An 18,328-nucleotide genomic window follows, 5' to 3' on the forward strand; every position below is an offset into this window, starting at 1 on the left:
GGTGAGCGACGGATGATCCGCAGACATGTGGTGGTCTCCGGGACGGTGCAGGGGGTGTTCTTCCGCGACTCCTGCCGGCAGCTGGCGGTCGAGCACGCCGTGGCCGGCTGGGTCGCCAACCGCCCGGACGGCACGGTGGAGGCCGTGTTCGAGGGGGCGCCCGAGCGGGTGGGGCCCCTTCTGGACTGGGTGCGTGAAGGCCCGCCCCTGGCGAGCGTCGACACCGTGACCGTCCAGGAGGAGGAACCGCAGGGCCTGACGGGCTTCGAGGTGCGCTAGCGCCCGTCGTCAAAGGCAGGCGCGAGCACGGCTGGTCCTCCTGGCGGTGTGTCACGATCGTGGTGTCACACGGTGCGGAGAATCGTGGTGTCACACGGGGCGGAGAAGGGACGCGGATGGCCGACCTGGCCGGGAGGCACAGCGATCGTGCGAGGGGCGGCACGGGGCCGGTGTCGGACGGTCATGACGCCGGCCCGGAGGCCACCGTGGCCGAGCGGGTGCGGCGTGCGGAGAGTGGGCAGTCTCCCGCCGAACGGAGGAGGATGACGCGCCATGTCCACTGAACGACTCCTCGCGGAGATCGACCGGCTCCCCCTGGTGGACCACCACGTCCACGGTGCCCTCCGCCGCGACGCCGACCGCTCCGACCTGGAGCAGATGCTCACCGAGTCCGACCGCCCGGTGCCGCCGTGGATGACCCAATTCGACTCGCAGCTCGGCTTCGCCGTCCGCCGCTGGTGCGCCCCCGTGCTTGGCCTGGCACCGCACGCCGACCCCGAGACCTATGTGGCCCGGCGCGCCGAACTCGGCACCGACGAGGTCAACCGCAGACTGCTCGACGCCTCCGGCATCGGCCACTATCTGCTGGAGACCGGCTACAAGGGCGAGGACATCCTCGGCCCCCAGGGCATGGCGGCCGCCTCCGGGCGTCCCGTCGACGAGGTGGTGCGCCTGGAAACCGTGCTGGAGGACGTGGCGCGCGCCGGGGTCACCGCCGCCGAACTCCCCGACCGGTTCCGGGAAACCCTGGCCGCCCGCTCGGCCGCCGCGGTCGGCCTCAAGAGCATCGTCGCCTACCGCCACGGCTTCGACTTCGACCCCGCCCGCCCCGACGACCACGAGGTGACCGCCGCGGCGGGCGCCTGGTTCGCCGAGTGCGAGGCCACCGGCACCGTCCGCGTCAGCCACCCGGTACTGCTGCGCTTCGCCCTGTGGTGCGGCGTCGACCGCGGACTGCCGATCCAGCTGCACGCCGGCTACGGCGACCCGGATGTCGAACTCCACCGCTGCGACCCGCTGTTGCTCACCCGCTTCATCAAGAACGTGGAGCCGTACGGCGCCGACCTGCTGCTGTTGCACTGCTACCCCTTCCAGCGCAACGCGGGCTACCTCGCCCAGGTCTTCCCGCACGTGTACTTCGATGTCGGCCTCGGCATCAACTACACCGGCATGCGCTCCGACGCCGTCATCGCCGAATCACTGGAACTCGCCCCCTTCGCCAAGATCCTCTTCTCCTCCGACGCCTGGGGGCCGCCGGAACTGCACCATCTCGGTGCCCTGTTGTGGCGCCGCGGCATGGCCCGGACCCTCGCCGCCTGGACCGACAGCGGCGAATGGGACGTCGGTGACGCCCTGAAGGTGGTGCGCATGATCGGCCACGACAACGCCCGCCGCGTCTACCGGCTGGCGGACCGGGCCTGACCGTCCACCACCGGCCGGGCACGGCATCGGCCGCCGCGGCCCTCAGATCAGGTCGATCTCCGAGGTCAGCCGTACCCCGGTGCGGTGCAGGACCTGCTGGAACACGAGGTCGATCGCCTCGGTGAAGGCGGCGGCGCTCGCGCCCTCGTCCGCCACCAGCGTGTAGTGCAGCGAGGACAGCCGCACGCCCGGCACGACCGGGCTGCTCAGCGCGAACCCGGCCTCCCGGATCAGCCAGCTGGCACTCACCCGCACCGAGCCGTCCGGGAAGTGGTTCACCGGGGCGCCCTGCGCCCGCAGGCTCTCGGCCTGGGCGGGGGAGATCTCGGGGCTGAGGAACACACTGCCCACCGACCGGTCGTCGGTGCCGCTGCACCCCAGCACCATGCCCTTCCTCCGCCGCACGGCCAGCACCGCCTGCGCCACCTCCTCCAGGGGGACCCGGCTGCCCACCGGCACATCGAGTACGGCGGCGACCGGACGGTAGCCGACCGGTGCGCTCAGCTCGGAGCGGCGCAGCGCGAAGACCAGGCTCAGCAGCGTCCAGCGGCGGGAGCGCTTGAAGACGCTGGTGCGGTGGCCCAGCCCGCACGCCGAGGTGTCAAGGGTGACCATCCGGCCCGACTGCCAGTCCCACGCGGTCACTTCCACCAGGCTGTCGGCGGTCTCCTGACCGTAGGCACCGACATTCTGGACCGGCGTGGCACCGGTGGTCCCGGGGATGCCCACCAGCATCTCCATCCCGGTGAGGCCCTCGGCGATGGTCATGTCGACCAGGTCGGAGAGCAGATGACCGGCCTGCACCTCGACCAGCACCCGGCCGTCCGCCGTGCTCCCCGCCATCCGTACGCCCTTGGTGCACATCCGCAGCACGGCGCTCTCGCAGCCGGCGTCGCTGACCAGCACATTGCTGCCCTCGCCGAGGCAGACCGGCGCACCGGGCAGGGTGTCCGCCAGCGCGACGAACTCGGGGAAGTCGGCGGCGTCGTGCAGCTCCATCAGGGCCGCGGCCGGTCCTCCGACGCCCAGTGTCGTCATCGGGGCAAGCGGTACCGCGTGAGTGACTCGCATAGGGTCCTGTTTCTCCTGGATTCCGTTCCGTGTCAGAGGGGTTCCCCGGGCGGGAGGCAGCGGGGTGCCCGCGATCGGCCCGTCCCGTAAGAGCTTCGCTCCCGCGCAGGTGCACTGTATGCGGGGCCGCGGACGGCGCTCATGGCGCCAGGCCCTGGCGCGGCGGCGGTGTCCGGCCCGCGTGCAGGAGGTCGTCCGCCCGTCGCACGATGTCGCGGGCCACCGTGCTGTCGTACCGCTGAAACCTCCGGCGCAGGCTCATCAGCCGGCTGTGGGCGCGCTGCGAGGTGACGGTCTCGGTCAGCGCCAGCGCGTCCGCGGTGGCCTGTGCCGCGCCGTCGAGTTCGCAGCGCGCGAGCCGGGCCTCGGCCAGCGAGGCGCTGTGCAGCAGCAGGTTGCGCGGCTGGCTGCCCCGGAGCATGTCGATCCCGCGCGTCAGATGGGTCTCCGCCCGCTGCGGGCGCCCCAGCTCCAGCCAGGCCCGCCCGGCGTCGGCCACCATGACCGCGGGCGTGAGCCAGTACGCCCAGGGCGGCTCGCACGTGGGCCGGCCGGCCCGGCTGAGCTCGGCGGCCTCCTCCAGGGCGCGTTGGCAGCCCGCCTCGTCGCCCAGGCTCGCGTGGGCGCGGGCCTCACGGGTGGCCAGCAGCGCCTGGCCGATGCCCATGTCCTCGTGCGCCGTCCCCTTGCGGGCGATGCGGATCAGCCGCAGCGCCTCCTCCGCCCGCCCGGCCCACGCGGCGCGGTAGCTCATGCAGGAGATGATGTACGCGGCGAGCGGGCGGTCACCGGCGGCGCGTGCGGCGCCCAGCGCGGTCAGGAAGCGGGAGGTGCTCAGCGCGTCCATGCCCTGGTCGGCGGTCAGCCACGCGGTGAGCTGGCCGAGTTCGGCGATGATGCGGTGCAGTTGGAGGCCCGTCGCGGCGTCGTAGGCGTATTTGGCGGCCAGCTTCTGCGCCCACTGCAGGTCGGCGAGTGCCCAGTCCAGTACGAGTCCGCCGGCGGCGCTGTCGTCGAGCTGCCGCAGCTGCTGGATCCGGACGGTCAGCATGCCCACCGCGGCCTCGGGGACCTCCTCGCCGCGGTGGCGCGAGGGCGGCGGGGCGTCGTCGGTCACCAGCCAGTCCACCGATGCCGTCAACGGGTCCCGGTCGGCGGGCCGGGGGAGGGGCGGCACGGGCTGCCGGAGGGTGGGGCCCTGGGGGAGCGGCGGGGAGCCGGCCGGGAAGTGCTGGGGCCACAGCGCCTCGACCGCTATCGGCTCACCGAGCTGCTCGGAGAGGATCGTGGCGACGATGTGGGGGAGGCGGCGGCGGGGGCAGGCGCCCTTCAGCCAGTTGTAGGGGGCCTTGCTGCTGATGGTGCCGCTGCCGCAGCGTCTGTTGATCTCCCGGGCCAGCCGCTCCGGCGGCCAGGATAATCGCGCCAGACACGAGCCCAGGACGGAGGCCGCACTCATCGGCGCACGCCCCCGCCCGGTGCCGGCGACCACCGGGCGGGCCCCGCGACGGGCCCGTACCCGGGCCGGACCGGTCCGACGGTGTGCCTCACTGCCTTCCACGCTCCCCTGCCAGAACTACCAGACGGTACTAGGGATTCCCCCCGGGCGGGACACGGAATCTGTGACGGCAGCCACAGCTCCTGCCAGCTGGTCGCAACTGCGCATAGCAGGCAGCAGGCCCCCGCCGCGCGGCCTCAGACGTGGTCCAGCTGCCGGGCCGGCGGGGCCGCGTCCGGCACCGGGGACGGGTACAGCGCCCACCAGTAGAGCGCGACGCCGACGGCCAGGACCGCGACCGCGAGCACGAAGGGCGCGTGGAAGGATCCGGTCGCCTGCGCCAGCCAGCCGGTGAGCAGCACCCCGCCGGCGGTGGCCGCCGTGTTGAGGAAGTTCATCAGTCCGCTGACCGCCCCCACCGTTCCCGGCGGCGCGAGGAGGCCGGGCAGGCTCCAGGCGACGGGCGCGGCGACCGCCAGCCCGGCGAGGGAGGCGGACATCCAGAACACCGCGACGGCCGGGGACGCCGCGCTGCCCGCGGCGCCGATCGTCGCGCCGAGTGCCAGCCCGCACGTCAGCACGGTCCTGCGCACCCGCCACGGGTGCCGCCCCCGGCGCACCAGCCGGTCCACCAGCCAGCCGCCGAAGGCCAGTTCGGCCACCGTGGCCACCGCCCACGGAATCATCGAGTAGAGGCCGGACTGCAACAGCCGCACATGGAACTGCCGCTGGAGGAACTCGGGCATCCAGGTCAGCACGATGTTGATGGTGTAGCCGTAGCAGGCGAAGCCGCAGCACAGGATCCAGATCCGGCCGGAGCGCAGGGCCGTGCGGAACTGCCGGGCACCGCCCCGGTCGGTGTCCCGTGCCCCGCCCCGGAGGATGAAGTCCCGCTCGGCCGGGCGCAGGGAGCGCAGCGCGGACGGGTCCCGGTAGCCCCACCACCACACGGCCGTGAACAGCAGGCTGACCGCGGCGGTGAACAGGAAGCCGGCCCGCCAGCCCCACTCGCTCATCACGAACGCCAGCACCGGGAACGCCACCATGTTGGCCAGCTTGGTGGCGCCGTCGAACAGCGCGGTGGCCATCCCGCGCTCACCGACGGGGAACCAGGCGGCGGTCGCCTTGGAGGCGCCGACCATCGACGGCCCCTCGGCCACCCCGAGCAGCAACCGGGCCACGATGAGCGGCCCGACCCCGCTCGCCACCGCGGTCAGCAGACCGGCGACGGCCCACAGCGCGGAGGCGATCCGGGTGAGCCGGGAGACGCCCAGCAGGTCCACCAGCATGCCGGCGGGCAACTGGACCAGGCAGTACGACCAGGTGAAGGCGGACAGCACCACCCCGAGTTGCCCGAGGTCCAGCCCGAAGTCGGCGGCGATCGAGGAGCTCGCCACCGATATCGCCGTGCGGTCGAGGAAGTTGACGACGATGCCGCCGGCCAGCAGCCCGCCGATCGCCCACCGGGTGCGTCCACGGGGTTCCACGTGCGTGCGTCCGCCTTTCCCTGGTGCGGCCGCCGCCGGGCGCGGACCGGCCGCGGATGCCGGGCCGGGCGTCCCGCCGGCGGCCGCGGCGGTCCGGTGGGGGACGGCCGGACGGCCCGGGCCGTCCGGCGGGACGCCCGAATTTCCGGGGGCGGACGCTACACCCCGATGCGCGCCCGGCAGATCCGGGCTGTCGTGAAATGGCGGTGGCCGGCCGACGGGGCGCCGCCGCATCGCCCCGCCGAGGTGGCCGGTGCCGCTCACCGGCCGAATCGAACAATGGCCGAAAGGTGGGGCAGAGCGCCGGGGGAGGCGGGGGAAGTCCCCTGAGCCGCACGGGACTTCCCCCGCCTCGGAGCGCCCCGGACCGCCGCGCCGGAGCGCACTCAGGAGACGACGTCCCGCAGCGGCTTGCCCGCCAGATGGTCGATGACGTTCTGCACGGCGGCCAGCGCGATGCGCACCAGCGTCTCGCGGGTGACGCCCGCGACATGCGGGGAGAGGACCACGTTCGGGGCCTTGAGCAGGCGCAGCGCGGCGGTGGGCGGCTCGGGGTCGAAGACGTCGAGACCGGCGCCGGCCAGCGCACCGGCCTCCAGCGCGTCCGCGAGGGCGTCCTGGTCGACGAGGGCGCCGCGGGCGGTGTTGATGACGAACGCGGTCGGCTTGAGGAGGGCGAGGCGCTCCGCGTCGAGGAGGTGGCGGGTGTGCTCGGTGAGCGGGGCGTGCAGGCTGATGTAGTCGGCGGTGCGCAGCAGTTCGTCGACGGCCAGATGGCGGGCGCCGCCGAAGCGGGCCTCGTCCTCGGGGGCGAGCGGCCTCGGCCCGGCGTAGACGATGTCCATGTCGAACGCGACCGCGCGCCGGGCCACCTCCGCACCGATCTGGCCGAACCCGATGATGCCGAGGGTCTTGCCGGACAGCTCGGTGAGGGACTGCTGGAGGCGGGGCAGCGCCCAGTCGGCCTCCACCAGCGCGGTGTGCGCGGGGACCAGCTGCTTGGCCAGGGCGAGCATCAGAGCGAAGGTCTGCTCGGCCACGTTCTGCTTCTCGGCGCCGCTGGAGCCGATGGTGCAGACCGGGATGCCGCGCGAGCGGGCCGCGTCCAGATCGACGTAGTCGAAGCCGTGGCTGGCGCACTGGACGAGTTCCAGGTCCGGCGCCGCGGCGAGGTGGGCGGCGGTGACCGGACTCAGCCCGGTGATCAGGATCTGCGCCTCGCGCAGCGCCGCGGGGTCCTCGTCCGCCGTCTCGACGACGGTGACCCGGGCCTGGCCGGGGAACAGGCCGGTCAGCGCTGCCCCGGCGGTGCGGCCGCCGACGTGCGGGGAGACGACGGCCAGGACGTGCTTGTCGGGCTGCGGCCCGGTGGCGGCGGCCGGATCTGTCGTGGGGGTCATGCGGACTCCTCCAGGAGGTCGTCGGCGGTCAGGGAGCTGGGACGGGAGTGCCCGGACAGGGCAAGGGTCAGGTCGAACTCGGCGAGCAGGCAGCGGATCACGTGCTCCACGCCGGCCTGGCCGTCGAGGCCGAGCCCATAGGCGTAAGGGCGCCCCACCAGCACCGACTTCGCGCCCAGGGCCAGGGCCTTGACGATGTCGTCGCCGGTGCGGATCCCGCTGTCGAACAGGACGGTCAGCCGGTCCCCGGCGGCCTTCGCCACCCGGGGCAGCGCGTCGGCGGCGGCGACGGAGCCGGCGACCTGGCGGCCGCCGTGGTTGGAGACCACCACCCCGTCCATCCCGGCCTCGGCGGCCAGCAGCGCGTCCTGCGGGTGCAGGACGCCCTTGAGCACGATCGGGCCGTCCCAGTTCTCGCGCAGGAATTCCAGGTCCGGCCAGGTCTTGCCGGGGTCGGCGAACATCCCCACGAAGTGCAGCACGGCCGCGTCGGGATCCTCGTGCACCGGCTTGGCGAGCCCGGCTGTGAACGCCGGGTCGGTGAAGTAGTTGGCGGTGCCCACGCCGTGCAGGAACGGCAGGTACGCCTGGTCCAGATCGCGCGGCCGCCAGGCGAGCAGCGGGGTGTCGAGGGTGACGAACAGCGCGGTGAACCCCGCCGCCTTCGCCCGCCGCAGGAAGCTCCGGGTCACCTCCCGGTCCTTCGCCCAGTACAGCTGGAACCACCGCTCCCCGTCACCCATCGCCGCGGCGACCTCTTCCATGGGGGTGCTGGAGGCGGAGGACAGGATGTACGGCACGCCCTGTGCTGCGGCGGCCCGGGCGGCGGCGGGCTCGGCGTCCGGATGCATCAGGGACAGCACGCCCACCGGCGCCAGCGCGAGCGGCGCGGGCAGCGACCGGCCCAGCACCTCCACGGACAGATCGCGCTCGGCCACGTCCCGCAGCATCCGCGGCACGATCCGCCGGCGGTCCAGCGCGGCCCGGTTGGCCGCGGCGGTGCTGCCGGTGCCCGCGCTGCCGGCCACATAGCCGACCGGTCCGGGCCCGAGCCGCCGCTCGGTCAGCTCCTCCAGCCGCGACAGATCGGTGGGCAGCCGTGGCACCGCGCCCGTCATACCGCGGAGATAGATCTCGTACTGGAAGTCCGCCCAGTGCTTCGCCATCCGTCCGTCCCGCCTCTCGTCGCCGAAACCCCGTTCCCCGCGATCCTGGCGACAGTGACAAGACCCGTCCACCACGGTGCGCACAACACGCGGCTGACATCATCACCCTGTGATGAAGGAACGGGAGCGCATCCGGCAGCGGCTGACCGCCTCCCCGCGGGTGGCCGCCTCGATCGTCACCGCGGTGCGCGCGCAGGTCCCGGCCTACGCGGTGCTCGACGGCAGCCGGCTCCACGAGGTCCGTGCGATCGCCGCCTGGGCGCTGGAGCGGATGCTCGAACTGTGGGCCACCGATGGCGCCCTCACCCCGGCCGATCTGCGGCGGTTCCGCGGGATCGCGGCGGCGCGGGCCGCGGACGGCCGCCCGGTGCAGGCGGTCCTGCGGGCCTACCGGGTCGCGGCGACGGTCCTCACGGACGAGGTCGCGGCCGCGGCGCCCGCCCCGGACGCGGCCGATGCCTTCGCCTTCGTCCGGATGGCGCTGACCACCCTGGACCTGCTCTCCGAGGAGATGGTCACGGCGTACACCGCCGCCAGCGAGGACCTCGCCGGGGACCGCGACCGGGCGCTGCGGCTGCTCCTCGACGATCTGATCGCCGGCCGGCACGCCTCGCTCGGCGCCCTGACCGACCGGGCCGCTCAACTGGGCCGCCAACTCCCTGACCCCTACTGCCTGTTGGTGGCCGAACCGGTCGAGGCGGACGGCCCGCCGGTGACGCAGGAGGCGGCCCTCGGGCTGCTGGCCGCGCTCGACGGTCCCGGCCACGATGCCACCGCGCTGGCGACGGTGCGCGCCTCGCGCCTCGTCCTGCTGCTGCCCGCCGCGGCCGGCGCGGCCGCCGCGGAGGCGCTGCGGGAGCGCGCCCTGCGGGGGTGTGCGATCACGGGGGAGAGCCAGGACCGGATCGCCGTCGCCTACCGGCTCGCGGCTGATGCCCTGGACACGGCGCCCGCGCACGCCCACCATCCGGCGCGGGTGCTGACGGACGGGGACGCCCAGGTGCTGGCCCTGCTCGGCGGCCGTCCCGCCGCCGCCCCCGAGCGGATCAGCCGGCTGATCCTCGGCCCGCTCGTCCAGCCGGGCCGCGGCCCTCTCTTGGACACGCTGACCAGCTACCTCGACACGGGCTCCGCGAACGCCGCCGCCCGCAGCCTGGGCCTGCACCCCCAGTCGCTGCGCTACCGGCTGCGTCGGATAGCCGACCTCACCCTGCGCGATCCGCGGGATCCCTGGCAGCGGCTCACCCTGGACATCGCCCGCACCATCGGCCACTGACTCCGCGGCGAGCCGGCCCTGCCGGTCACCCGTCCTTGTTGGCCTTCAGCTTCTTCCACACCGAGCCGAGCGCCGTCAGGTCCTCCTGGTCGAGGAGGTCGGTGAACACCGGCGCCAGGCAACTGCGGCGGGTGTCATCGGCCTCCTTGAACAGCTGGTGGCCCGCCGGCGTGAGGGACACCTCGACGGAGCGGGCGTCCCGCGCCGAAGGGGTGCGGACGACCAGCCCGCGGCCCTGGAGCGCGTCGACCACGCGGGAGACCTGGCTGCGGCTGAGCATGGTGGTGTTGCCGAGCACGGAGGCCGGGACCGGGTCCGGGCTGGAGGCGAGCCAGAGCATCACCTCGAACCAGGAGACCGGTAGGTCATGCGCCTTGCGCAGCGCGCGGTCCACGCGTTCGGTGAGCACGGTTCCGGCCCAGACCAGCCCGTAGAAGGCGTAGTCGGCCTCGGGCATCTCGGTCTGGGTGAGCTTCCTCTTCGCCATGCCGGCAAGACTACCGGTTGCGTGTACGCACACATAATGTCTATGGTGTGTGTACACGCACTCAATCTGCTCCTTGCAGCACGCGAAAGGCCCACCATGTCTGCCACCTCCTCCGCTTCCGCCGCTTCCCCCAAGGTTGTCCTGGTCACCGGCACGTCCTCCGGTATCGGCCTCGCCGCGGCGGTCGCCGCCGCACAGGCCGGCTGGCAGGTCGTGGCGACGCTGCGCGACCCCTCCCGCGCCGGGGCACTGCGCACGGCCGCCGCCGAGGCGGGGGTGGAGCTGGACGTCCGGCAGCTCGACGTCACCGACGAGGCCTCCGTGGCCACCGCCATCAGCGGGGTGCTCGCCGACCACGGCCGCCTGGACGCGGTGATCAACAACGCCGGCGCCGGGCACCTCGGCACCCTGGAGAACGAATCCGTGGACGAGGTCCGCACCGTCATGGAGGTCAACTTCTTCGGCGTGCTGCACGTCTCGAAGGCGGCGCTGCCCCACCTGCGCGCGACCGGTGGCCGTCTGATCACCGTCACCAGCGTCGGCGGAGTCGTCGGGCAGCCCTTCAACGAGGCCTACTGCGCCGCCAAGTTCGCCGTCGAGGGCTACATGGAGAGCCTGGCGCCGGTCGCGGCCGCGCTCGGGGTGTCCGTCTCCGTCGTCGAGCCGGGCGCCGTGGCGACCGAGTTCGTCAACAACATCGGGCTCGACATCCAGGCCGAGGTCGACGCCGCCGGCCCGTACGCCAAGCCGCTGCAGGCCTACCTGGAGCGCACCACCGCGCAGTTCCTCAACGGCGCGCAGACCCCGGCCGAGGCCGCCGAGGCCGTGCTGGAGGCGCTCACCGCGGACCGGCCCGCGTTCCGGCTCCAGACGTCGGACTGGGCGCGCGCCTTCACCGGCACCAAGCTCACCGACCTGGACGGCTCCGCGGTCGTCGGCCTCACGGCCGGCTGGGTGAGCTGACCCGCCACCGCGGCTCCCGCCGTAGGCCGCGCCGCCCGGCGCGGCCTACGCCCGGTCGCGGGAGAGCGCGGGGACGCGCAGCCGGCTCGCGGCGTCGTCGTCGAAGCCGGCGCAGAACGCGCCGAGCATGTCCTCCAGCTGGGCCAGCGACCGCACGGAGTACAGGACGGGCTGGTAGCCGGAGATGCGGTACGGGGTGGCCGCCGCGGCGCGGAAGTCCAGGGCCCGGACCGTGCGCCGCTCGTGGGCGGCGATCTCGCCGTAGGACGACAGCAGGGCCGCGCCGTACGCCTTGGGCGTGCCGCCCTCGGTGATCAGCCCGTATTCGAGGGTGAACCAGTACACCCGGCTGAGGATGTCGAGCGCCTCGGCGGTCTCGGTGCGGCCGGCGGCCTGCCCGATGAGCCGGTAGAGCCGGGCGAAGCGCGGGCACGAGAGATGGATGCCGTGCCCGAAGACGTCGTGCAGGACGTCGGGTTCGGGGGCGTACAGCGGGACCGCCGGGTGGCGGACGAACTGCACGGCGTGGAAGTAGCCGTGTTCCAGCGCCCCGAGGAACCGCTCGTTGGGCACCACCCCGCCGGCCGGGGTGAAGGTGAATCCCGTCCGGGCGACTAGGAGGGCACTGACCTCCGTGTGCTGCGGGATGTGCCCGGCGGGGATCGCCGCGTCCTCACCGGCCTGGACCACCGCACGGCAGGCGTGGGCGCGCAGCGCCGGGCCGAGCGCCCGCTGCATCACCCGCCAGGTGCGGTGTTCCTCGTCGGTGTAGTGGACGGCGGGCGAGGGCGCCCCGACGCGATGGCCCACCGCCCGTGCGGCGAGCGCGTCGCGGCGCCGCAGATAGGCCGGGTCGCTGCGGCCCGGGTGCTCGCCGGGGAGCCCCAGCCGGCCGTCGGCGGAGATGGGGGTCCGTCCGCACACCGTGCTCATGTCTGTCACCTGGTTCTGCGCCCGGCGGGCCCGTGGGGCGCGCCCGGTGGGCCGCGCCCGCGCCGTCCCGTGAGCCGAGTTCCGCGCCGGGAGGAAACTCTCCGGATTTCCCGGCTGTAAAAAATTAGGCTAAAGAGATTCCCAGGGATTCCCCATGGCCTCCGCCCTATTCGGTTGCGGAGCGGGAAAACTCGCCGCGACCGTCGCCGAAGCGCGAAGGGTGCTCGCTTCGCCCCCGGACCGCGCTCGCTCCGGCGCGGCGAACGCACCGGAAAGCTGTGCCCGGCACCTATTTCTCTTGTCTTCTCCTGGCTTCTCCCAGTCTGGCACGCGGCGTGCGGGGCTGCATCCGCGCCCGCGGCCGGCGTCACCCCGCGCCGGCCATTTCCCAACTCACCACCCGCACGCACCGGTTGACCTGCGTACGGCGGGTCCCGAAAGCCGCGTTCCCGCCCACTCCTCCCCTCGCCGCCCGGACCAGCTGACTCCCGCGTAACCGGAATTTATGCGCTATACGGAACGAATGGAATGTTTTCGGGACTGTCCGGAAAGCCCGTCGAATGACGGCCCTTCAGAGAGTCATCTCACAGCTCGCTTTCATCTCATTGTTGGTTCGATTCTTGACGATTGGGCCGTGAGTGACGTTCACTTCAGCCGTTCTGGGCCGGTCAGGAGGCCCCTTTGGAGGTACCGGGAAATGAATGCAATAATGCGGCGCGCCCTCACCGGCGCGATGGCGCTTTCGCTCGCAGCGCCCTTGGCGGCCTGCGGAAGCGATCATCAGGACGCCGGTGCCGGCAAGGACTCCATCGGTCTGCTGCTCCCGGAGAGCAAAGCGGCCCGCTATGAGAAGTTCGACCGCCGCATCATTTCGACGCGCCTCGCATCCCTCTGCCTCGAATGCAAAGTGGACTACCACAATGCCCAGCAGCAGGTCGATGCCCAAAAGCAGCAGTTCGAGGCGCTGGTGAAGAAGGGCGTCAAGGTCATCATTCTGGACCCGGTCGACGCCGCGGCGGCCAAGAGCTGGGTGGATTCGGCCGCCAAGAAGGGCGTCAAGGTCATCGCGTACGACCGGCTCGCCGAGGGCGATGTCACGGCCTATGTCTCCTACGACAACGAGAAGATCGGCCGGCTCCAGGGGGAGGGCATTCTCGCCGCTCTCGGTTCGCAGGCGGCCACCTCCGACCTCGTCATGATGGACGGCTCGCCGACCGACCCGAATGCGCCGTCCTACAAGAAGGGCGCCCACGAGGTCCTCGACGGCAAGGTCCGTAAGATCGTCTTCGAGAAGGACATCCCCGGCTGGTCCGAGGCGAAGGCCAAGAAGGAGATGACCGACTTCATCGACGCCCATGGCCCGGAAGGCTTTGACGCGGTCTACTCGGCCAATGACGGCATGGCGGGCGGCATCGCCGCGGCTCTCCGGTCCGCCGGAATCAAGAATGTGCCGCTCGGTGGCCAGGACGCCGAACTCCCCGCTCTCCAGCGGCTGGTCGACGGCACGCAGTCCTTCACCATTTACAAGGAAGTCCGGCCGGAGGCGGAAACCGCAGCCGAAATGGCCTTCCGGCTTCTGCGCGGCAAGAGCATCAAGTCCCTGACGTCGACCACCGCCCACAACTCGACCAAGTCCGGTATCCCCGCCCGGCTGTTCAAGGCGCAGATCGTCACCAGGAAGAACATGAAGGACACCGTTATCCGTGACGGCGCCGTGCGCACCGACCTGCTGTGCGCCGGCAGCCTCGCCGACAAGTGCAAGTCCGCCGGTCTGAACTGACCGCCCTTGCGCACCGGCACACCCCCTCGGTGGGTGCCGGACGAGGCACAGGCCTCCGCCCGACAACGGGCGGAGGCCTGTGCGGACCGGGCAGCAGCCGCCCGGAAACGAATCGCGCGATCCCTCCCTCAGCCGGCCGCGCTCCCGCGCCGTCCCAGCCAGTCGTACGCGGCCCGGGCCGTGAACTCCCCCTGGCCGCCCTTGAACAGCAGCCCGGCCTGCGCGAACGCCGGGTCGTCGGCGGTGCCGGTCACATACGGAACGGCGATGCAGCGCATGCCCGCCCGGTGCGCCGCGAGCACCCCGGGCGCGGCATCCTCCAGCACCACGCAGTCGGCCGGATCGGCACCCAGCCGCCGCGCCGCCTCCAGGAACACATCCGGCGCGGGCTTGCCGTGCGCCACCTCCTCGGCCGACACCACCGTGGGCAGCAGCGCACCGAGCCCGGTACCGGCCAGCACCGCCTCGATCGCGGCCCGCGACGAACCGGACGCCACCGCCAGTGGATGCCCGGCCGCCGAGAGCCGCTCCACCAGCGCACGCATCTCGGGGAAGACCTCGGTGTGCGCCCGCGCCAGCTCCAGATACCGGCGGTTCGTGCCGGCGAGCAGCGCCTCGACCGGCGCCTCGATGCCGTACTCCCGGCGGAGGATCTCCAGCGTCTCGCGGGTGCCGATGCCGATGAAGCGGGTGTGGTGTTCCCAGCTGAAGTCCGGTACGCCGTGGGCCGCCAGCAGCCGGCGCCCGGCCTCGTAGTAGTTCGGCTCGCTGTCCACCAGGGTGCCGTCGAGATCGAAGATCACCGGTGTCGGCGGGGCGGGCGTGACCCGGGAGGTGGGGGAGGCGCTCATGCCCCCAGCATGCCAAGCGGCCCGCTCATCGCGCCCCGGCGGTGCCGCCCACCGCCTCGACCAGCGGCAGCATCCGGTGCGGCACCCGCTCGCGCAGCGCCACCTCCGTACGGGTCCGGACCACGCCCGGCATGCTGATCAGCTGCTGGATCACGTCCTCCAGATGCGCCGCGTCCCGCGCCACCACCCGCGTCAGCAGATCGCCGCCCCCGGTCGTCGAGAACGCCTCGATGATCTGCGGCACCTCGGCCAGCGCGTCCGCCACCTCCTCCAGATGCCCCTGCGTGACCTCGATGTGGACGAAGGCGAGCACGGGGTGATCGAGCGCGGCGGGGGACAGCCGCGGACTGTACGCGGTGATCACCCCGTCCCGTTCGAGCCGGTCCAGACGGGCCTGGACGGTGCCCCGGGCGACCCCGAGGAGGCGGGCGTACTCCCGCACACTGGTACGCGGCTGCTCCAGCAGCAACCGAAGGATCTTGGCATCCAACGCATCCACGGCCATGCCCCACACCCTCCTCCCGGTCGACATCTCTCCTGCTCACGGTACCAATGGCCCAGTGGGCGGGCCGGGTGCTGTGCCAGTGGCCCGTGCTTGGTGCGCGCTCCTCGCGTCACGGTCGGCCCGACGGGCTGACGCCTGGCGACGGCCGACGAGCCCCGGCGGGCGGATCCCTGCCGCGGTCCGGCAATTCCCGCGCCGTCGCCGGGTTTCCCGTTCCTCCGGGCGAGCCGGATCGACGGTGCCGTCCGCCGTGCTCTCGCGGCGGTGCTGGCCGCCCATCCGGCCTTCACGGTGCGGTTCGAGAGCTGCCACCGCTTCCCCGGGGTCCTGTATCTGGCCCCCGAACCGGACGGGCCGTTCCGGGAGCTCACCGAGGCGGTCGCCGAACGGTGGCCGGAAGCACCGCCGTTCGGGGGCCGGTTCGACGAGGTCGTGCCGCATCTGACCGTCGCCCAGGGGCATGACGAGGCCGCGCTGGCGAACGCCGAGGCCGCACTCGCCGACAGCATGCCCGTGACCGCGTGGGTCTCCTCGGTCGCGCTCTTGGTGCACGACGGCACGAGGTGGCACGAGCACGCGTCCTTCGCGCTCGGGCAGGTCCCCTGACCCGCCGCGGACCGGGTGGAAACCATCGCCTCTCCACGCCCACGTCCTCGCGTGCGGCGCCGCCCAGCCGTGACCACTGCCCCGTCGTCCGGAATGGCCGCCCGGGGCCGCACCCCACCCATTGGCACTCCTCTGGCCTGCCGAAGCAGGCTCTTGCTGTACCAATGGCACACTGATTCCGGCCACTGTTGAGCAAGCTGTCTCAAAAATGCTCTGATGGTCCCGCGAGGGCGCTGCGGAATTCCGCGGCGCCTTTTTCATGCGGAACCACCGAAGGGGCAAAAGCCGTGCTGAAGAGGGTGTTCGTGGCGCCGGATCCGGGCCGGGTGCGGCTGCGCGGCGCGGTGCGGGCCGTCTTCGGCATCGGCCTGGCGGTCACGGTCTGCGGTCTCGCCGGCCACTCGCTCGTCGCCGCCGTCCTCGGCGGGCTGGGCGCGCTGCTGGCCCTCTTCACGGTCACCGACGCGACCGTCCGCGGCCAACTGGTCACCACGGCACTGCTGCCCGTCGTCGGCTTCCCCGTGCTCGCCGCCGCCGCGGTGCTGCACGACTACCCGGTGGCACGTGACGCGGCCTTCCTCGCCGTGGTCGGCGCCGGGGTCTACGCCCGCAGGTGGGGGCCGCGGGGCCACGCCCTGGGCGTGTTCGCGTTCATGACCTTCTTCGCCGCCCAGTTCCTGCACGCCGAACCGGCCGGGCTGCCCGAGCTGTACGCCGCCCTCGCCCTCGCCCTGCTCGCCTCCTCCACCGTCCGCTTCGGCCTGTGGTGCTACGAGCGCCGGCTGCCCCCGGCCGCCGTGCCCGCCCCGCCCGGGGGCCGTGGGCTGGCCCGGATCACCACCCGCCAGGCGATCCAGGCCACCGCCGGCGCCGGCTTCGCCCTCCTGGCCGGGCAGCTGCTCTCCGACCAGCGCTGGTACTGGGCCGTGGGCGCCACCTGGTGGATCTTCGTGAACACCACCTCGCGCGGCGAGACCCTGGTCCGGGGCTTCCGCCGGGCGCTGGGCACGGTGCTCGGCATCGCCCTCGGTCTGCTCGTCGCCGTACCGCTGCACGGAGCCGTCGTCCCCACCCTGGCGCTGCTCGCGGTCAGCGTCTTCGGGATCTTCTACACGGCCGCGGTGTCGTACACCTGGATGATGCTGGCGGTGACGCTGCTGGCCGGGCTGCTCTACGGCCTGCTGGGGGTGCTGGACCCCGCGCTGCTCGCGCTGCGTCTCGCCGAGACCGGTGTCGGGGCGCTCGGCGCCGTGCTCGCCGTGCTCCTGGTGCTGCCCGTCACCACCCACGCGACCACCGATGCCTGGATCCAGCGCGCCCTGCGCGGTGTGCACCTGTGCACGGCCGAGGCCGCCGCCCGCCTCGCGGGTTCCGCGACCGCCGACCCCGCCGCGCACGTCGCCGCGCTGGAGCCGCTGCTCGGCAGGGTCCGGCTCTCCCTGGCACCGCTGGTCCACCCCCTGAGCCCGCTGCGGGCCCGCAAGGCCCGGGCCCGTCAGGTGCTCGCGCTGCTCGACGACTGCGCCCGCGAGGTCCGCGGGCTGGCGGCCGTCGCCGCCGACCCGGAGGCCTCCCACGACGCCCGGCTCACCGCCGCCTGCCAGCGGGTGGAGGCCGCCGTCGAGGCCCTCACCAGCCCACGGCGTGCGGGCGACGCGGCCGCCGTCGCGGTGTCCGTGCCGCACCCGTCCGTCGCGGAGCCCGCGCTGCTGCATCTGCACGGCCTGGAACGGGCCCTGGCCGAACTCTCCGCACCCCTGCGCAGCTCCCCGCGCGCGCCGCTCGTCGACGCCTGACCGACGGCGGATCCCGGGCGTACCTCGGAATCGTTCACGAAGGCGGGCGGCGCGCCGGCACCGGATTGGTCGAGGCCCCGCGGCCTCCTGCGCCGCCTTTGCCCGACCGGCCCGCGGGCGTCCGCTCAGCCCCGCGGAAAGCGCCCGCCGAAGTACACCTGGGTCTCGGTGAGGCGGCCGTCCCGCACCGTCGTCACCTCGACGTTGCGATGCCGCTCGCCCGTCTTCAGCTCGTACTCGTAGCGCACGCAGACCTGCTCGCCGTCGAGGGCCACCGCGTCGAGGAGGTGCTGTTCGCGCAGCCGGTCCGCGGTGGGGAAGCAGACCTCCAGGAACGCGGCCTTGCCGATGTGGTCGTCCTGCGGGCTGGTGAAGACGTAGTCCTCGGCGAGCAGCCGGTCCATGGCCGGGCGGTCCTGGGCGAGATAGGCCGCGAAGGCGGCACGGACGACATCGATGTGCGACATGAACTTCCTTCCGTGGGCAGCCCGCTCACGCCTCACGGCGGGCGCGGCCGGTCAGTGGCCGCGCTCGCGCCGTGCACGGCTCGGGCGGAACGTATCGCGTCTCGGCCGCTCGCCCGCGGGGTCTTGCCCCGCGCGTCGCAACGGTCGTGCGTCCCGGCTCCGGCCGCCGCCCGCGGCCTGAGCGGTACGGCAGATGCCCTGCGCAGCGCTCTGGCGGACGGACGGGCCGTCGGTGCTCCGCTCCCTGGCCGCGGCGCTCCCGGGCCGTCTGGCGAGCGCCTGTCGCGCTCGGTGCGGGAGCGGAGCCGGCGACCGGGCCCGGACGGCGAAGGGCCGCCCCC

Annotated in this window: 17 protein-coding genes; 7 read left to right on the forward strand and 10 right to left on the reverse strand. The window is 73.2% G+C overall.

What is annotated here, in order from left to right:
* The first annotated feature begins 12 nt into the window (after window positions 1–12).
* Together IEY78_RS02875 and IEY78_RS02880 are read left to right on the forward strand one after the other, a co-directional pair.
* Window positions 13–279: an acylphosphatase gene (locus tag IEY78_RS02875; protein WP_189095913.1), complete on the forward strand. Its 267-nt coding sequence runs from the start codon at window positions 13–15 to the stop codon at window positions 277–279.
* 273 nt (window positions 280–552) lie between these two features.
* Window positions 553–1,701, forward strand: coding sequence for an amidohydrolase family protein (locus tag IEY78_RS02880; RefSeq protein WP_189095914.1), 1,149 nt, complete (start codon window positions 553–555; stop codon window positions 1,699–1,701).
* 42 nt (window positions 1,702–1,743) lie between these two features.
* Here IEY78_RS02880 and IEY78_RS02885 read toward each other — a convergent pair whose 3' ends face one another.
* The 5 genes from IEY78_RS02885 to IEY78_RS02905 all read right to left on the reverse strand — a co-directional run bounded on the left by IEY78_RS02885 (window position 1,744) and on the right by IEY78_RS02905 (window position 8,323).
* On the reverse strand, window positions 1,744–2,892 hold the full coding sequence (locus IEY78_RS02885; RefSeq protein WP_308426853.1) for a UDP-N-acetylmuramate dehydrogenase: 1,149 nt from the start codon (window positions 2,890–2,892) through the stop codon (window positions 1,744–1,746).
* Window positions 2,893–2,911: 19 nt separating this feature from the next.
* A complete protein-coding gene (locus tag IEY78_RS02890; protein ID WP_189095916.1) occupies window positions 2,912–4,231 on the reverse strand; it encodes an NsdA family TPR-like regulatory protein in 1,320 nt (439 codons plus the stop codon).
* Window positions 4,232–4,467: 236 nt separating this feature from the next.
* Window positions 4,468–5,757, reverse strand: a complete 1,290-nt coding sequence (locus IEY78_RS02895; RefSeq protein WP_189095917.1) for an MFS transporter — start codon at window positions 5,755–5,757, stop codon at window positions 4,468–4,470.
* Window positions 5,758–6,143: 386 nt separating this feature from the next.
* Entirely contained in the window at window positions 6,144–7,157 is a 1,014-nt protein-coding gene (locus IEY78_RS02900) for a 2-hydroxyacid dehydrogenase (protein ID WP_189095918.1), read from the reverse strand.
* Window positions 7,154–8,323 (reverse strand): lactate 2-monooxygenase, encoded by a 1,170-nt coding sequence (locus tag IEY78_RS02905; protein WP_189095919.1) that lies wholly within the window; start codon window positions 8,321–8,323, stop codon window positions 7,154–7,156. Before IEY78_RS02905 ends, IEY78_RS02900 begins: the two co-directional genes overlap by 4 nt.
* A 112-nt stretch (window positions 8,324–8,435) precedes the next feature.
* Here IEY78_RS02905 and IEY78_RS02910 point away from each other — a divergent pair, with 112 nt between their 5' ends.
* Window positions 8,436–9,599, forward strand: a complete 1,164-nt coding sequence (locus IEY78_RS02910) for a PucR family transcriptional regulator (RefSeq protein WP_229699697.1) — start codon at window positions 8,436–8,438, stop codon at window positions 9,597–9,599.
* A gap of 25 nt (window positions 9,600–9,624) precedes the next feature.
* On the opposite strand, the gene IEY78_RS02915 is transcribed toward IEY78_RS02910, so the two are convergent.
* Window positions 9,625–10,086: a MarR family winged helix-turn-helix transcriptional regulator gene (locus tag IEY78_RS02915; protein WP_189095921.1), complete on the reverse strand. Its 462-nt coding sequence runs from the start codon at window positions 10,084–10,086 to the stop codon at window positions 9,625–9,627.
* Between the two features lie 96 nt (window positions 10,087–10,182).
* Between IEY78_RS02915 and IEY78_RS02920 the strand changes: the two genes are divergently transcribed.
* On the forward strand, window positions 10,183–11,049 hold the full coding sequence (locus IEY78_RS02920; RefSeq protein ID WP_189095922.1) for an SDR family oxidoreductase: 867 nt from the start codon (window positions 10,183–10,185) through the stop codon (window positions 11,047–11,049).
* Between the two features lie 45 nt (window positions 11,050–11,094).
* Here IEY78_RS02920 and IEY78_RS02925 read toward each other — a convergent pair whose 3' ends face one another.
* Window positions 11,095–11,982 (reverse strand): phenylalanine 4-monooxygenase, encoded by an 888-nt coding sequence (locus IEY78_RS02925; RefSeq protein WP_189095923.1) that lies wholly within the window; start codon window positions 11,980–11,982, stop codon window positions 11,095–11,097.
* A 709-nt stretch (window positions 11,983–12,691) separates the two neighbouring features.
* Between IEY78_RS02925 and IEY78_RS02930 the strand changes: the two genes are divergently transcribed.
* Complete coding sequence (locus IEY78_RS02930; RefSeq protein ID WP_189095924.1) at window positions 12,692–13,762, forward strand: sugar ABC transporter substrate-binding protein; 1,071 nt, start codon at window positions 12,692–12,694, stop codon at window positions 13,760–13,762.
* Window positions 13,763–13,890: 128 nt separating this feature from the next.
* On the opposite strand, the gene IEY78_RS02935 is transcribed toward IEY78_RS02930, so the two are convergent.
* Both IEY78_RS02935 and IEY78_RS02940 read right to left on the reverse strand, forming a co-directional pair.
* On the reverse strand, window positions 13,891–14,613 hold the full coding sequence (locus IEY78_RS02935) for an HAD family hydrolase (RefSeq protein ID WP_189095925.1): 723 nt from the start codon (window positions 14,611–14,613) through the stop codon (window positions 13,891–13,893).
* Between the two features lie 25 nt (window positions 14,614–14,638).
* Window positions 14,639–15,118: an Lrp/AsnC family transcriptional regulator gene (locus tag IEY78_RS02940; protein ID WP_189095926.1), complete on the reverse strand. Its 480-nt coding sequence runs from the start codon at window positions 15,116–15,118 to the stop codon at window positions 14,639–14,641.
* Window positions 15,119–15,349: 231 nt separating this feature from the next.
* Here IEY78_RS02940 and IEY78_RS02945 point away from each other — a divergent pair, with 231 nt between their 5' ends.
* Window positions 15,350–15,724, forward strand: coding sequence for a 2'-5' RNA ligase family protein (locus IEY78_RS02945; protein WP_268240247.1), 375 nt, complete (start codon window positions 15,350–15,352; stop codon window positions 15,722–15,724).
* A 287-nt stretch (window positions 15,725–16,011) separates the two neighbouring features.
* Window positions 16,012–17,520 (forward strand): FUSC family protein, encoded by a 1,509-nt coding sequence (locus IEY78_RS02950; protein WP_189095927.1) that lies wholly within the window; start codon window positions 16,012–16,014, stop codon window positions 17,518–17,520.
* 125 nt (window positions 17,521–17,645) lie between these two features.
* On the opposite strand, the gene IEY78_RS02955 is transcribed toward IEY78_RS02950, so the two are convergent.
* Window positions 17,646–17,987: a nuclear transport factor 2 family protein gene (locus IEY78_RS02955; protein ID WP_189095928.1), complete on the reverse strand. Its 342-nt coding sequence runs from the start codon at window positions 17,985–17,987 to the stop codon at window positions 17,646–17,648.
* Between the last annotated feature and the right edge of the window lie 341 nt (window positions 17,988–18,328).

Source organism: Streptomyces kronopolitis (assembly GCF_014646275.1).
GTDB lineage: Bacteria > Actinomycetota > Actinomycetes > Streptomycetales > Streptomycetaceae > Streptomyces > Streptomyces kronopolitis.